Origin of the sequence: Olleya marilimosa CAM030 (genome assembly GCF_000518485.1) — a bacterium.
In the GTDB taxonomy this organism is placed as follows: domain Bacteria; phylum Bacteroidota; class Bacteroidia; order Flavobacteriales; family Flavobacteriaceae; genus Olleya; species Olleya marilimosa.
The window spans coordinates 1-14,048 of sequence record NZ_JADR01000014.1 but is presented as its reverse complement, the minus strand read 5'-3'; the positions used below and the strand labels follow the sequence as shown (position 1 = coordinate 14,048).

Sequence of the window (14,048 nt, the reverse complement as noted above, 5' to 3'; positions counted from 1 at the left end):
TCCGAAGGAATTTCAGCAGTAAGTAAATAAACAACTTCCATAATTAAGACACTAAAGTAAACAATTTTTTATATGCTGTGTTGCCTACAGTTTTTTATTTTTACTTTTTTGAGCAACAAGCTAATTCGGTTTACGTCGTTGTTGCGTCTGAGTGAATATCGGAAAACCATACTTTTTTACATTATCTGGCTAAAATTCTGAATTGGTTAACTGTGCGCTTTATGTTAGCTAAAGACTAATAAAGTTAGCTTAAAATCAGTGATTTTCATATTCGGTATGACGCGTTTTGAATTGCGTTTTGCAATTGTAGGCAACGTGTTTGTATATGGTTTGTTGCGTGGTTTAGCATGTAATTTAGCAAATAAAAACCGAATAGAAAATCCGCTAGGATTTTCGTAAGTAGGCTAGAACTAGCAATAAATTATATACGGTGTTGTATGTAGTGTTTTATTCTACGTACGCAATATTTTCTCCTATTTTATATCTCAATTGATGCTTTTTTAATTCAGGTTCTTGACTTATTGTTCCTCCATTCAGATTGACTTTAAAAGCTCCAAATACTAATACTTCTTGATTTTTTTTATCAATAATAATTTTCTCAGCATTCACAAATTCAAATACACTAGTTTTTAGATTAGCATTTCCAATAAGAGTAATCGTTTTTTTATCAGAGTCAAGTTTGACTAATTCATCTGCAGAATAGGTTAATTCATTTTCGCTTTTTATTTCTTCTTGCGCATAGCTACTCATTCCTAGCGCAAAAATTAGACCTACTGTAATAAATATTTTTTTCATAATTCTATTATTTTAATGTTCAAATTGTGTTTTCATAATTCGTTGCTCACATTACATACAACGGTTTTGTATAACCGTCAGTTACGGGTTAATATGCGTTAATTTTCGGTTCAGAACTGACTTCTGCAATTCCGAGTGGATTCGGACGTAATCGAATCCGCCGTAATTGCGGTTATACATTGTTGGCAACAGTTTTATTTTTTTTTTAAAATCAGCGAAACCCAATAGATAATAATTGTCAAAATTGAACCAATTCCGATTCCATAACTTAAGCGCCAAAACCATTTCATTGCATCCTGTCCACCTTGAAATGTTTCTTTTTCCGAAAATGAAAATGAGAGATTGCCGGCAAGTAGATATGATACTGGTACCCAAAGAATTCCCAAAATAATAATGATTTTAATGAATCCAGAGAGAATTCTGTTCAGTTTTTCCGATGGCTTGCGTAACTCTTTTATTCCCCAATATCCAGATAATGGAAGTGCAATCATTCCAGCCCAAGTTATAAAAGTTCCAAGAGGAATAGAATTAGCATCATCCAATGCTATCATCAATAATGAAGAGCCCGTAACTAAAAATATAATCGCGGAAAAAGTCACGATTAAAGAACTAAAAAACCAAATTTTTCTTCTATTCATTTTTGTAATTGTTGCCAACGGTCTCGGCTATGAGTAGTTGCGTGGTTTAGCACTTAACTTTGCAAGTATACACCAAACTGAAAATCCGCGAGGATTTTCAGAAGTAGGCGAGAACAAGCAATTACTTATAGCCATTGTTGTGCTTTCGTTATTTTTTTTCTTCTAGATATACTTCAATTAATTCTTCAAGTTGTTTTGCATTTTGGTATAGACGTAAGCGTGCCATGTGAGAACTGTATAATCTTGATTTCATCAAACTGTAGTTATCAAGTACTTTATCATTTTCAGTTTCGGATAAATCGAAGTATGTAGATGAAAACTTTACGGGTTTTATACCTGATTTCCATCTCTTTGGAAACATTTCTTCTACTAAAGGATACACTTTGACCAATTCAGAATTATTTTTGATATAATTTCTGTAAAATTGGTTATTAATATCTTCATGCTTTATAGTCTCTTCAAAAAGCCTGTAGTAAATTTGAGTTGATAGCTTAATTCTTTCTGATTGCAAAAGGTTAAGTTTTCCAGACGATTTCATATCCTCAAAAACAACGTTTTGCCCTTCAAACCAATGTTCTCTTGACACAAAGAGTGAATTTGAAATATAGGATTGAACCTGCGAATTTTCTACGCCTGTTTCCGTAGCCCTTAATAAAACAGATAACGCATCTAATTTTAGCGTATCTCCTTTAAAAAGCCTTTCAAGTTCATCAATATCATTTACGAGATTGCTTTGTATCCCTTTAAGATACGACAATTCCAAATCCTCATTCTTTCTGTTTTCATTCCAATTGTTAATCTGTAATGCAATCAAAATCCCAATAACAACAAGAATTATTTCTCCTATTGCATAAATCAGATATTTACTAAATTTATTTTCAGAGAGTAGTTTTTGTCTAATTTTTCTAAAGAACTTTATCATTGGTTAGTGGTTGGTTATAATGAAGCACAACGTGTTTGTATAAGATTAGTTGCGTATGCAAGCACGAATAAAAAAATTAGCAACTACTTTGAGTAAGGATAGTCCTTTCCAAAGTAAAAAATGTTTAAGCAATTAATTTTATACGGTGTTGGCATACGTTTTTATTTTTTTTCAGTCAGTTAAAACTTGGTGGTTTAAGATTTCTAAAAGCCCTAAAGTCCATTTTTATACAAGTTTAATAGCATTATTTATTTCCATATTAGCGCTATTACGGAAACTATTAGAGCAATAATTGAAATGTAAAATCCATATTCTCCATACTTGAATGATTCTATTGTTTTTTCACGTATGGTTTCTTCTTCGTGTTCTTTTTTATCTGCGCTTCTATAACCTCCTTTTCGTATAAATTCCTTTCCTGTTTCAGATATTTTTACAAGACCCGAATAATTTTCATCTATATATTTTTTAAATAACAACTCTTTTTTAAATTCTTTAAGCATCCAATCCTCAATATCATAATCTGGAATTAAAGCTATTATCTCGTTCAAGTCAATGAATTCCGATTCATTTCCATTGTTTGAAAGAGAGTTGAATGTTGGATTTTCTTGCATCAACAATAATGAAAGTATTCGGTTGAGTATTTCACTTCTAATATTTTTTTTCATAATTACATTTTTAAAATCAAGAAAACAATGACATTATTAAAATAAAAATCAATATAATTGCTATTACTGAAAAAGTCATTACACAACCAACATTAAGTGTTTGAAGAAAGCAACCTTCATTGCTTTCCGCTTTTTTAATAGGATAAGCGCATTTTGGACATTTTTCAGCTTTATCAGAAACATTATTGTTGCATTCAGGACAATTTATTATAGCCATTTCTCAATATTATTTTTTAAAAAATTTGTATCTTTGTAACTGGCGTTCAAATGGATGCCAACGTTTTGCATATGGAAAGTTGTGTTTACGAGCAATGAAATTCCGAAGGAATTTCAGCAGTAAGTAAATAAACAACTTCCATAATTAAGACACTAAAGTAAACAATTTTTTATATGCTGTGTTGCCTACAGTTTTTAATTTTTACTTTTTTGAGCAACAAGCTAATTCGGTTTGCGTCGTTGTTACGTCAGAGTGAATATCGGAAAACCATATTTTTTTACATTATCTGGCTAAAATTCTGAATTTAGTTAACTGTGTAATTTATGTTAGCTAAAGACTAATAAAGTTAGCTTAAAATCAGTGGTTTTTATTTTCGGTTTTATACGTTTTGATTAGAGCGTTGCAATTGTAGGCAACGGTCTTGTATATGAAAAGTAGCGGATTTTTAAGCACTAACTTTTCGGTTTATAACTGACCGTTATTTTATTATTTATCTTTCGTCTAAGCAACAAAACCGCTATTTTTTATATACGTTGTTGTACATAGTGCTTTTTAATATTTATACGCAATAATTTATTCCTAAAACTCTTACTTCATTAATTTGTCAAAATAATCAGAAATGATTTTTTCTGAATTTGGTGACATTACGATTTGCATTGTTTTTTGGGTTATTGTATCAAAATCTGATTGTGCAAATTGACCTTTAAAACTTTCACTATAAAATTCAGCAACATTTTCCCAAATAGCGTTTAATTGTTCTTTGGAAATAGGGCCTTTGTCATCTTCGAAATTTGTTTGTTGAATACTTTTCATAAATTGAGCAGAAACATATGAACCTGCTTCAAGTGCCATATCTTTATCAATTTCTTCCTTTTCTGATAGTTTTGAAATTGTCATATGCAAATCTAATGATATTGGCATTTTCATTTGTTCTTTAATACTTTCCATATTTTTATTTTTCTATTGTAAATATTTCCATTAATCTTTGTGGAACCAACCTTTCCAACCATTGATGTGTATTGTTAGTTGGGTAAACTCCTGAATTACCATTAGTGAAATTAAATGAAGAAACTGCTTCACCATCCAATTCGCTTGAGTACAATCCGCTTGTCAAACTAAAACTTGATATTGCAAAACTATCTTCTGTTTTTACAAAAGTTTGCATTGTACCGTCGAATGCTTTTACCATTTCCAGTTTTCCACCGTTTGTGGTGTATTCATCTACATCCTCGCTTTTTATTGCATAACTGAGACTTTCCATTGAAAATGCTCCAATCATAACATTGATTTCTGATTTCATTCCGTATTTTTTAAAACCTTTAAAATCAATTTGATTAGTAAGTGCATCAAATTGTCTTGGAAAAAGAATATTAGTATCTTCTACTAATGCTATTGTCTTGTAATAAAAGCCAAATTGAGATTGTAACATTAATTCAATGTTTCTTGTTCCTTTGTCATTTAGTTTGTAACGTATTGGTAAATCAGTTTCTAATCCAATAATATCTTGTTTAGATTGTCTATTTAACCATAAAGTATTTAAGTTTTCATCTGTAAAAACTTCTTCAACACAATCTTTTAATAAATCATTCATATAGTTATAATTTGGTTTTTATCATTCCTTCTTTTACGTAAGTTCGGGCATTATGTACAACGGTTAGTATAAGAGTAGTAGCGGATTAATATGCAACCATTTTTCAGACAACAATATACTCAATTAAATGCAATAGTGGTTTGGATTAAAACCCAAACCGCTATTACTTTTATACATTGTTAGGCATAGTTATTTTTCATCAGGTTGAATCCAGTCTGCATTACGAACCAATAGTATATATTGAGCATAGTCAGTAGTAGATGTGCCATCAATGATATCATAAGCATCCCAAATAGTTATGAGCTTTTTAACTTTAGTTCCTCTTGTTGAATTTAAGTAAGGTGAACCTAGGGCGTCTAATTTAAGTAAACTTATTGTGTTTGGTTCTGTTACCTTTTTATAGTCTGCTATACCTTTTATGTACATAAAAAGCCTATTGTCTTGTGAGTATTTAAATTTTGTAAACGCTTTGCCTTTATCTTGCATAAATTTAGGTAATGCACTGCTATCTACGGTTAATTTAGAGTCTAAATACAAGGTGTTGAGACTAACCATTTTGTTGGTGTATGGCAGTGTAGTGTCTTTTTTTATTAGTCCAGCAAAAGTATAGCTATATGCTTGTAGTGTATGAGAAAAACCAAATCCGCCATAAATATTCTTGTTTCCCCATTGATTTTGTGCGTGTAATCTTTTAAAATTTTGATGCATAAACGTATCCCGACTTCTTGTTTTTCTATAATTAGAAATGTTGTATTCTATATTTCTCAGTAAATTCAGTGTATTTTCATCTAGTTGTGATTTCTCTTTTTCCAGAATTTTATTGAGTTCATTTTTAGACCAAGAAATTAAAGAGTCATTCTTACTATGAATCTTGTTATGGTATTTCTTTGGTAGTTTTTCTTTTAATAATTTTCGAATCAGTTCGAAATCTGCAATTCTATCGATGCCAACAAGTTTAAATTTTGAGTTCTCAGGAAGTTGAGCATAATATGTTCTCATTTTTTTCCATTTATTTCTGTATTGCTGAGAGATAGTTCCTATATAAACTGGCCATTCTTTGAGTATGTTTTTGAGTTCAATTTCATTTGACCCTTTCAAATATTTTTCCAGATAGTAGCCTTGCGCAATGTCCATTTCAGCCAAATAAATATCAACTTTTACTTTTTCATTAAGTTGAGTAAATACCGCAAAGTCAATTCTTGGGGATGTTTCAACCTCGTGTACCTCGCCAACTAGAAAGAGTTTGTTTTTGTAAAAATCCTCATTAAGTGAATTAAACTGAAGAGAATCTGTCATTTTAACCACTTCTGTATGTTCTTTTAAATAGTTTACATATTTACTAGAAGAACAACTTGCGAGTAGTGCTATTGAAATTATTAGGATAAAAAGGTTACTCGTTTTCATTTGTTTGTTTTTTAAGTTCTCAACAAAGAGAACTCAAAAAAACAAGAGCAAAAAAAGAGTGTGACTAGCTTGAATTTTTTGGGTTAAAATTGAAGTATTTGGGCTAGTTTTGACACGACAGGGACGAATTTGAAAGCCTTTTGTTTAAGGCTTTATAGTAAACTTGAGAAATTGGAATAGTTTCTTCTGTTGCAGAAATCCTTATAAAACGCTTTCTAGTATTTCCTTCTACAGATTCAAGGTAATCTAGATTTACTAAATAAGAACGATGTACTTGCCAAGCTTCAGGCAATTGTTTCATAATATTTGATAGTGTGTTGCGAAATGTTTCTTGTTGCATTCCATTTTCTGTTTTGTAGTATACGTCTACATAATTTTGTTGTGCTTTTGCGAAAATAAAATCTGCTTCAAAAATTGTTAAGGTTTCAGATTTATTGTTCCCAATAATAGTTATGGTTTTGTTTCTTTTAGTGTTTTCTTTATCGTACAACGGAACCTCAATTGAGCCATATTTAGAGCGTAAATAAAGCCATAATGGCACTACAATAGGTATAAATGGCACTCCAAATGATTTTATAAAATCCCATATGGCTTCGGAAGTAAATGAAGGTAGTCCACTAATTAGATAAAAATGATAGAAAAAAGAGAAAAGAAATATTAAAATGAGTGTTACTATGATATATAGAGATTCATTTATTACGAACCAACGTTTCGTTTGAATTTTGTAAACATAATTTTCAATAGGGTGAACAAGCACAATAGGAATTATGATGCAAAGTGCATAACCAGAAAGAATTAAATATTTGAATGAGAAATTATTGCTGTTATCAAAAGGTTCTAAGGTCATTAACAAAACTGGAATTAATGCTCCTAATATTAACGCAATCAAAAAAGTATGTTTCCAGTTTTTAGTATAGGCTATAGTTTTATTTAGTGCAATCATTGTTTTTTATACCTAATAATCTAATTTATTCTATTTTAAACAGCTCGTTAATTATGCCTAACGTGTTGCATATGGAAAGTTGTGATTTGCGCGCAATGAAATTCCGAAGGAATTTCAGCAGTAAGTAAATAAACAACTTCCATAATTAAGACACTAAAGTAAACAATTTTTTATATGCTGTGTTGCCTACAGTTTTTAATTTTTACTTTTTTGAGCAACAAGCTAATTCGATTTACGTTGTTGTTACTTGTGAGTGAAATTCTGTATTACTTACTTTTAGGCTTTTAATAACTTAAAATTCTAAAAAAAAAATCGCGAAAAACTATCAGGCTTTTAATCGGTATTTTAGATCCACAATCTGGCTAAAATTCTGAATAGGTTAACTGTGCACTTTACGTTAGCTAAAGAATAATAAAGTTAGCTTAAAATCAGTGGTTTTTAAATTCGGTATTACACGTTTTGAATTGAGTTTTGCAATTGTAGGCAACGGTTTTGTGTATGATTAGTGGCGTGTTTAAGCATCTAATTTAGCAAATAAAAACCGAATAGAAAATCCGCGAGGATTTTCGTAAGTAGGCGAGGACTAGCCATTAATTATACACGTTGTTGTAGCCAGTACTTTTTATTCGATTTTCAATGTTGGATTACTTTCGCTATAAAATTCTCCAACACATAAATCAGAATTGTCAAGTTCAGGTGAAATCATAGATGTTGTAATTATAATTTGATGTCTTACTTTAATCTCGCTTGATATTTTAACTACTTCATTTTGAAAACTCTGACTTCTAATAGGTTCCATTCCTTTGTCTTCTATATTGTCACACAAAATGAATCTTGGGTATCTGAAAAATTCTTTTTCAAGAGAAGCAAAGAAAATAGCAAATCTGACACTATTCTTTAAGTACACATTTGAACTTTCAGAAAAATTATTTTCGCCATCTAAAGTGAATGTGTTTTTTTCAAAATCGAGTTTAATATTTTTTCCTGTTTTAAACTCTGATTGTCTTCCTAAATCACTATGTAATAGTCTTAAACTATAATCTTGAATTAATTGATATGCGCTTTTAAGTCTTTTGTATTGTTCAGCTTCTTTAATTGAAATATTCGTTTTTAAAGCTGAAATTTTAATTCTTAAAGTATTTAGTTCTTTTTTTAATACTTCAATTTGTTCTAATGCTTTTAATTGTTTAATTAAATAATCAGTTTTTGAACCTAGTTCGCCTTTTTTAATTAAAAGGCTATCTAATTCTTGATTTCGTTCTGTTTTAACACTTGAAAGTGCTTCATTTAACTCTCTTTGTAATCCTCTAACTTTTTGTTCTAAAGCAGGAAAACTAGATTTTAGTTCTAATAATGTATGTTCTTTTTGGATATAGAGTTTTTTTGATTCTCTTATTTGATTATCAATTTCTTGTTGCATTCGCTTAATTTGGGAAGAGCCTTTATCTTCTGGTAACAATTGCTTACACAATTCACAATGATTATCGTCTAATATAGGTTCTAATTGCGATAAGCAATTAGGACAATGATTCATTTTTATATCAACAAATGTTTCTCTTGTTAGTATTGAATCTGATAAAGCAACTGCTCTTTTTTCAAGACTTTTTATAAAATCATCTGAATCAATTAATTCAAATTCGTACTGATTAATATTTGATTGTAAAACAGATAAACTTTGTCTAGTAGCAAGAATCTGTGTTTTTATTGAAACAATTTTTAGTTCTTTTTCATTATTTTCCTCTTTTTTTGAATCTGTATTTTCCTCTTCATTGTAAATCTTTTTTAAATAATTATCAATACTATTAAGTTGATTATAATTTTCCTCGATTAGCGCATTTATAATTTCTGGATTGGTTTCAGTATCACTTGATTTAAATATTTGTTCAATTCCTTCAAATTGTTTTTTCTTTATGTCAAAGTCTTTCTCTGATTCTCGAAGTGCAATTTTATCTGAATATAAAGAATCATCATAAACACCAAATAATAAATCAGCAATAGTTTTTCTAGTAATTGCAGAATCAAACGTATCTGTCATTAACAAATCAAGGGTTAAACTTTTTTGGTCAACATACAAAAGACGAAGTATTTGATGCATTGTAATATTGCTATCAACATCGCCTCTTAATTCTGGAAATCCTAATGATAGAAATAAAGCATTTGAAAAACTTTTTTTATTACTTTTTTCACTTCTTCTATAAGGAAATATTTGCCAGCCTTCGCTTGAAGATTTTATTGCTTCTTCATAAGTTCCCCAAAAAATTGACATTGGTTGGTTACCAGAGGTTGAAACAGTCCTTTTGATTGTTATAGGTTCTGTATTTACTAAAATTTCAGCGTATACATCATTACAAGCTAATGATGCTTTTGTCCATTTTTTAAAATCACCACCTAAAACAAAAAAGATAAAATTACCAATTGTTGATTTTCCGGAACTATTATGACCTCTAATTATATTGACACCATCGTGAAATTCTTCATCATATGCACTTTTACCATCGTGAGTAAAAATGGAAAGTCTATTTAATTTTAAAAATGGATTATATTGAGTCATATTTAAATTCTATTAGGTTAGTTCTTTCCTTTAATCCTAGATGACCAAAAAGATTCATTGATGATAATGGACCTGTAATTAAAGTAATTAAATTTGGGTTTTCTTCATTTGCCAAATGAATTCTTGAATTTAAAGATTCAGATAATTTTTCATAAGATTTTTTAATATTTCCTTTTTTAAATTCTTCTGCATCAAATATGCCATATGAAATTAAGGCCTTAATTGCAGATAACTGGATATGTTCCATTTTGAAGAATAATCTTTTTCTGTCAATTACTCTTTCGTATCTGTTTTTTTCTGCTTTTATATATTTTTCATATTTTTTAAAACCTCTAAAGCTTCTAATATCCATTAATTCACTTGGAAAAGCTAAATAGAAGTCTAAAATTCTTAATTTATCAATTTCAATGATTTCTTCTGTTTTCTCCATTATTTGAAGAATCCTAAACATTGTATGATACAAATCGTATGCTTGATTGTAGATTAACATATTAGTCCCATTTTATATGACAATTACCAGTTAAAAAATATATCATTCCATTAATTTCATCATCGTAGATTCTCAATAAATTTTCACCTAATATTTCTTCTAATGGATTAATGATAAATTGTTTTACTAATTCATTAATAAAAATTTCTGGATGATTTTCTTTTATTCGAGGTGCTACATTAAACTCAAAACTTGAATAGACTTTAGCGAGCAAGAAAGCGTAAATATGTTGCGCAGTTTCTGAATGTTCATTACGCAAAAGTTTTTTGGCGAATTTTTCTTTTGACTTTTCAGCAAAATTTAAATAGCTAGTTCTATTTCCGTTTTCAAGTTTTTTTTCAAGACCAATAAATTCAGTTTCGTCTGCATTGTTTTTAAAATGCAATAGTTCATCAACTATCTCACTAAAAACAGCTGAATTCTCTCTTTCTTTTTCAAGTCTTTCGTAAAGTTTCTCTAATTGTGATTTACCACCAATAGATGTTCTTCCTATATTATAGGTTTGCTTATTAATGTCATTTCCAGCTAAATCACCTTCTACGTCATTATTAGATTGACTTATCTCTTTTTTACTCATTTACGATTACTTGTTGATGTCTCTTCCTGCCATATCTCCACCAACTTTATTTTTCTTTTGAGTTACTTTATTCGATTTTTTGTTTTTACGGATTTTAACAACAATTCCAACAGCTGAAATTGCGATGATAGCAAGTATTATTTCTTTTAAATTGTCTGTAATAAATTCCATAGTTTCAATTTTATTGGTTCGTTTCTCGTATTGGCTACAACGGTCTTGTGTATGGTTAGTTGCGTGATTAAGGCACTAAGTTAGCAAATAAATCACAGATAGAATATTCCGCAGGAATGTTCGTAAGTAGGCTTAAAACAAGCAATTAATTATACACGGTGTTGGCAACAGTTTTTATTCAGTCTTAATTCCAACTTATAGTATTTTACAAAGAAAGCCATAGCAAAAAATAGTAATCAATATTGGTAGTGCACTAAATATAATTTTAGAAACTTTATTTTGGTTTTGTCTTTTAAATAAATAGTATAGAATTAATATGATAGAAGAAAAAGTAATAAACAGAACTATTGGCCTTAAAATTTGGTCATTTTTTAATGGGTATGTTGATATTCCTGTAATTGGGTCAGTATTGTCATAATGGAAATCTGGATTTCCCATTGCATAAAACCCATAAATATAATCTGCTAAAATTATTATGGAACCTAAAATAGAATAGATTTTAAGTGCTTTCATTCCGTTTTCAGTTTTTCTGTCAATTCATTAAATATAATTCTTAATTCGGTTTTTTTGGTTAAGTCAAAAATATCTAATAAATAACTCACGCTTTCTGATTCCCAAGCATATTGAGCGATATTCTGATTATATTTTTTCAAGAGTTTGTTCAGACTTGTTTTGGTAGCAGTTCCGCCAATTTCTTTTTCCAGTACAGTTATAAAATCATTTAAGGATTCGAGTGATATATTCCAATCTCTTTCTGCTTTTAGTATTTTTTCCGCAATCTTTTTGTCAATTTCGTTTTCAAATTGGTTATCCTCTATTAAGTCAAATAATTTATCGAAAGTCAGTAAAGAAATTTCATTCATATAGATAAATTCAGATTCGGATTTCGGTTTTCTCAAATTGTTGCCAACGGTTTTGTGTATGGTTAGTTGCGTGTTTCAGCAACTAATTTAGTAAACAAAAACGAACGCGAGAAAATTCCGAAGGAATTTTCCAAATAATCAACGACCAAAGCAATTAATTATACACGGTGTTACAAGCTGGCTTTTCTTTCACGTTGATAGTATTCTTTTTTTGACTTCTTCTGCTTGTAGTAGGCAACAAAAATTAATGATAACGGAAAAAATAATATTATCAAAATCCATTTAAAAATGCTGAAAATTATATTCATTATCCGATAATTGCGTAAATTAAAATTAAGGTTATAACTGTTGTTAGTACGATTGTTAGAAACATTGTCTGTTTAGATATTTTATAAATGTGTCGTAAATCTTCTTTACAAATTAGCCAAAGTGTTCCGCCAAAAAACAATAAATTCATTAAATAAACAATTGGCGAAACTGATGGGAATAATGATTCGAGAGCAGGAATACCTGATGGTTGTCTACCTAAATTCTTAAAAAAAAATATGAGTGAATTTACTGCTGAATAACTCAAAAAGATTGATAATAAAATCCAACCAATTTTTTTTCGTTTCCAAAATAGAATAATGGATAATGGCAAAAGGATTAAAGGAAAGAAATATTCTAACATACCTAAATCCCATTTGTCAAGACCATCAGTAAACATATATTTAAGCATACTAAATTGTTTAAATATACTGAAGATTGCTAATCCTCCGATAATAAGAGTAGTTAACCTTATTATTTTTTCGGGCGTTTGAATTTCGTTTTGAATTGGATTTATCGTGTCGAAAAACTTGAAAGCTGTCTCTTTTACTTTAACTTCAGTTTGCCTTCTTTTTTCAATTATATTTAGTTTTTCTTCCTGCTTCGATTTTATTTCTGATTTAGCCTTATTTATTTCTATTTTAGATAAATTCCTGTTTTCGAATTCTTTTTCCGCCGTTTCAACTGCAATTGGTTGGTAATTTTTTGAGTTTGCTAAAATTTCTAATAATTCTGCGTTCGACAATTTTTTATATCGTTCGGTAAATTCTGTCATATTTTAGTGTTTAGCTTGCTTGTAACGGTCTCGGCTATGAGTAGTTGCGTGGGTTAGCACTTAACTTTGCAAGTACACACCAAACTGAAAATCCGCGAGGATTTTCAGAAGTAGGCGAGAACAAGCAATTACTTATAGCCATTGTTGTAACCAGTTATTTTTATTCGTTTTATTTGATTTGCTATATGTAATTCCGTGTTCTTAAGTTCATTTTGGTCAAGTCCATTGTAAATTGAAAAGAAGTTATCTTTATCAGATTCAGATTCAGATTCAGATTCAGATTCCTTTTCCAAAACGAATTCTATTCCGACAAGAATATACTCCGACTCGTTGTTCTTTTGATAAAAATCATATGTCAAAATATTAATATCAGTAATTACCTTATTTAGATTTTTACTTAATTCTATTTTCGGATTTTCTTTCCAAGTTAATGGCATTTCATCTCCACTTCCATACCAATCCAGTTTTTCAGATAGCTCAAACGAGTTTATAGTCATACTAAAATCGTCCAATTGATAAGCCGTAAATTCAAATCTTTGTCCGTCAATTTCAAGGACTACTGGTCCATCAGCTAACCATTCATCTTCATTTAAGTCCCACATTAACCAATAACGCTCGATTTTTTTTCCAATTAGTTCGTTCAGAGTTTTTTCAAACTCATCTTTAAAACTCTGCCCACTTCTGTGAAATTTTGGTTTGTATGATGGAATTCCGAGCATTCTGTTCTAATTGGTTACAACGTGTTGCATATGGAAAGTTGTGTTTACGAGCAATGAAATTCCGAAGGAATTTCAGCAGTAAGTAAATAAGCAACTTCCATAACTTGAGCACTAAAGTAAACAATTTTTTATATGCTGTGTTGCCTACAGTTTTTAATTTTTATTTTATTGGGTAACAAGCTAATTCGGTTTGCGTCGTTGTTACGTCAGAGTGAAATTCTGTATTACGTACTTTTTGGTTTTTACTGACTTAAAATTCTAAAAAAAAAATCGCGAAAAACTATCAGGCTTTTAATCGGTTTTTTTAGATCCACAATCTGGCTAAAATTCTGAATTGGTTAACTGTGTACTTTACGTTAGCTAAAGACTATTAAAGCTAGCTTAAAATCAGTGGTTTTTATATTCGGTATTACACGTTTTG

The 14,048-nt window shown here is 29.7% G+C and carries 16 protein-coding genes; all 16 read right to left on the bottom strand.

Annotation, left to right across the window (positions count from 1 at the left end):
- Positions 1–447: 447 nt before the first annotated feature.
- Positions 448–795: a hypothetical protein gene (locus M890_RS0113615; protein ID WP_028284055.1), complete on the bottom strand. Its 348-nt coding sequence runs from the start codon at positions 793–795 to the stop codon at positions 448–450.
- A gap of 194 nt (positions 796–989) precedes the next feature.
- A complete protein-coding gene (locus M890_RS0113610) occupies positions 990–1,433 on the bottom strand; it encodes a hypothetical protein (protein ID WP_157243295.1) in 444 nt (147 codons plus the stop codon).
- A gap of 148 nt (positions 1,434–1,581) precedes the next feature.
- Positions 1,582–2,355 carry a DUF6090 family protein gene (locus M890_RS16875; protein ID WP_051437545.1) on the bottom strand — a complete coding sequence of 258 codons (774 nt, stop codon included), beginning with the start codon at positions 2,353–2,355 and terminating at the stop codon, positions 1,582–1,584.
- Positions 2,356–2,603: 248 nt separating this feature from the next.
- On the bottom strand, positions 2,604–3,020 hold the full coding sequence (locus M890_RS0113595) for a hypothetical protein (protein WP_028284053.1): 417 nt from the start codon (positions 3,018–3,020) through the stop codon (positions 2,604–2,606).
- An 805-nt stretch (positions 3,021–3,825) separates the two neighbouring features.
- Positions 3,826–4,185, bottom strand: coding sequence for a hypothetical protein (locus M890_RS0113585; RefSeq protein ID WP_028284051.1), 360 nt, complete (start codon positions 4,183–4,185; stop codon positions 3,826–3,828).
- 4 nt (positions 4,186–4,189) lie between these two features.
- Positions 4,190–4,828 (bottom strand): hypothetical protein, encoded by a 639-nt coding sequence (locus M890_RS0113580; RefSeq protein ID WP_028284050.1) that lies wholly within the window; start codon positions 4,826–4,828, stop codon positions 4,190–4,192.
- Between the two features lie 189 nt (positions 4,829–5,017).
- Complete coding sequence (locus M890_RS0113575; RefSeq protein ID WP_028284049.1) at positions 5,018–6,232, bottom strand: hypothetical protein; 1,215 nt, start codon at positions 6,230–6,232, stop codon at positions 5,018–5,020.
- A gap of 103 nt (positions 6,233–6,335) precedes the next feature.
- Positions 6,336–7,175 carry a LytTR family DNA-binding domain-containing protein gene (locus M890_RS0113570; protein WP_028284048.1) on the bottom strand — a complete coding sequence of 280 codons (840 nt, stop codon included), beginning with the start codon at positions 7,173–7,175 and terminating at the stop codon, positions 6,336–6,338.
- Positions 7,176–7,797: 622 nt separating this feature from the next.
- Positions 7,798–9,726, bottom strand: a complete 1,929-nt coding sequence (locus tag M890_RS0113565) for a coiled-coil domain-containing protein (RefSeq protein WP_028284047.1) — start codon at positions 9,724–9,726, stop codon at positions 7,798–7,800.
- Entirely contained in the window at positions 9,713–10,156 is a 444-nt protein-coding gene (locus M890_RS0113560) for an ABC-three component system middle component 5 (protein ID WP_028284046.1), read from the bottom strand. Before M890_RS0113560 ends, M890_RS0113565 begins: the two co-directional genes overlap by 14 nt.
- A 61-nt stretch (positions 10,157–10,217) precedes the next feature.
- Positions 10,218–10,793, bottom strand: coding sequence for an ABC-three component system protein (locus tag M890_RS0113555; protein WP_028284045.1), 576 nt, complete (start codon positions 10,791–10,793; stop codon positions 10,218–10,220).
- Positions 10,794–10,799: 6 nt separating this feature from the next.
- Positions 10,800–10,964 (bottom strand): hypothetical protein, encoded by a 165-nt coding sequence (locus M890_RS16780; RefSeq protein ID WP_157243294.1) that lies wholly within the window; start codon positions 10,962–10,964, stop codon positions 10,800–10,802.
- A gap of 195 nt (positions 10,965–11,159) precedes the next feature.
- Positions 11,160–11,477 (bottom strand): hypothetical protein, encoded by a 318-nt coding sequence (locus M890_RS0113545; protein ID WP_028284044.1) that lies wholly within the window; start codon positions 11,475–11,477, stop codon positions 11,160–11,162.
- Complete coding sequence (locus M890_RS0113540; RefSeq protein WP_232219155.1) at positions 11,474–11,863, bottom strand: hypothetical protein; 390 nt, start codon at positions 11,861–11,863, stop codon at positions 11,474–11,476. Before M890_RS0113540 ends, M890_RS0113545 begins: the two co-directional genes overlap by 4 nt.
- Before the next feature lie 271 nt (positions 11,864–12,134).
- Entirely contained in the window at positions 12,135–12,908 is a 774-nt protein-coding gene (locus M890_RS0113535) for a hypothetical protein (RefSeq protein WP_028284042.1), read from the bottom strand.
- A gap of 128 nt (positions 12,909–13,036) precedes the next feature.
- A complete protein-coding gene (locus M890_RS0113530; protein WP_028284041.1) occupies positions 13,037–13,627 on the bottom strand; it encodes a hypothetical protein in 591 nt (196 codons plus the stop codon).
- Positions 13,628–14,048: the final 421 nt, after the last annotated feature.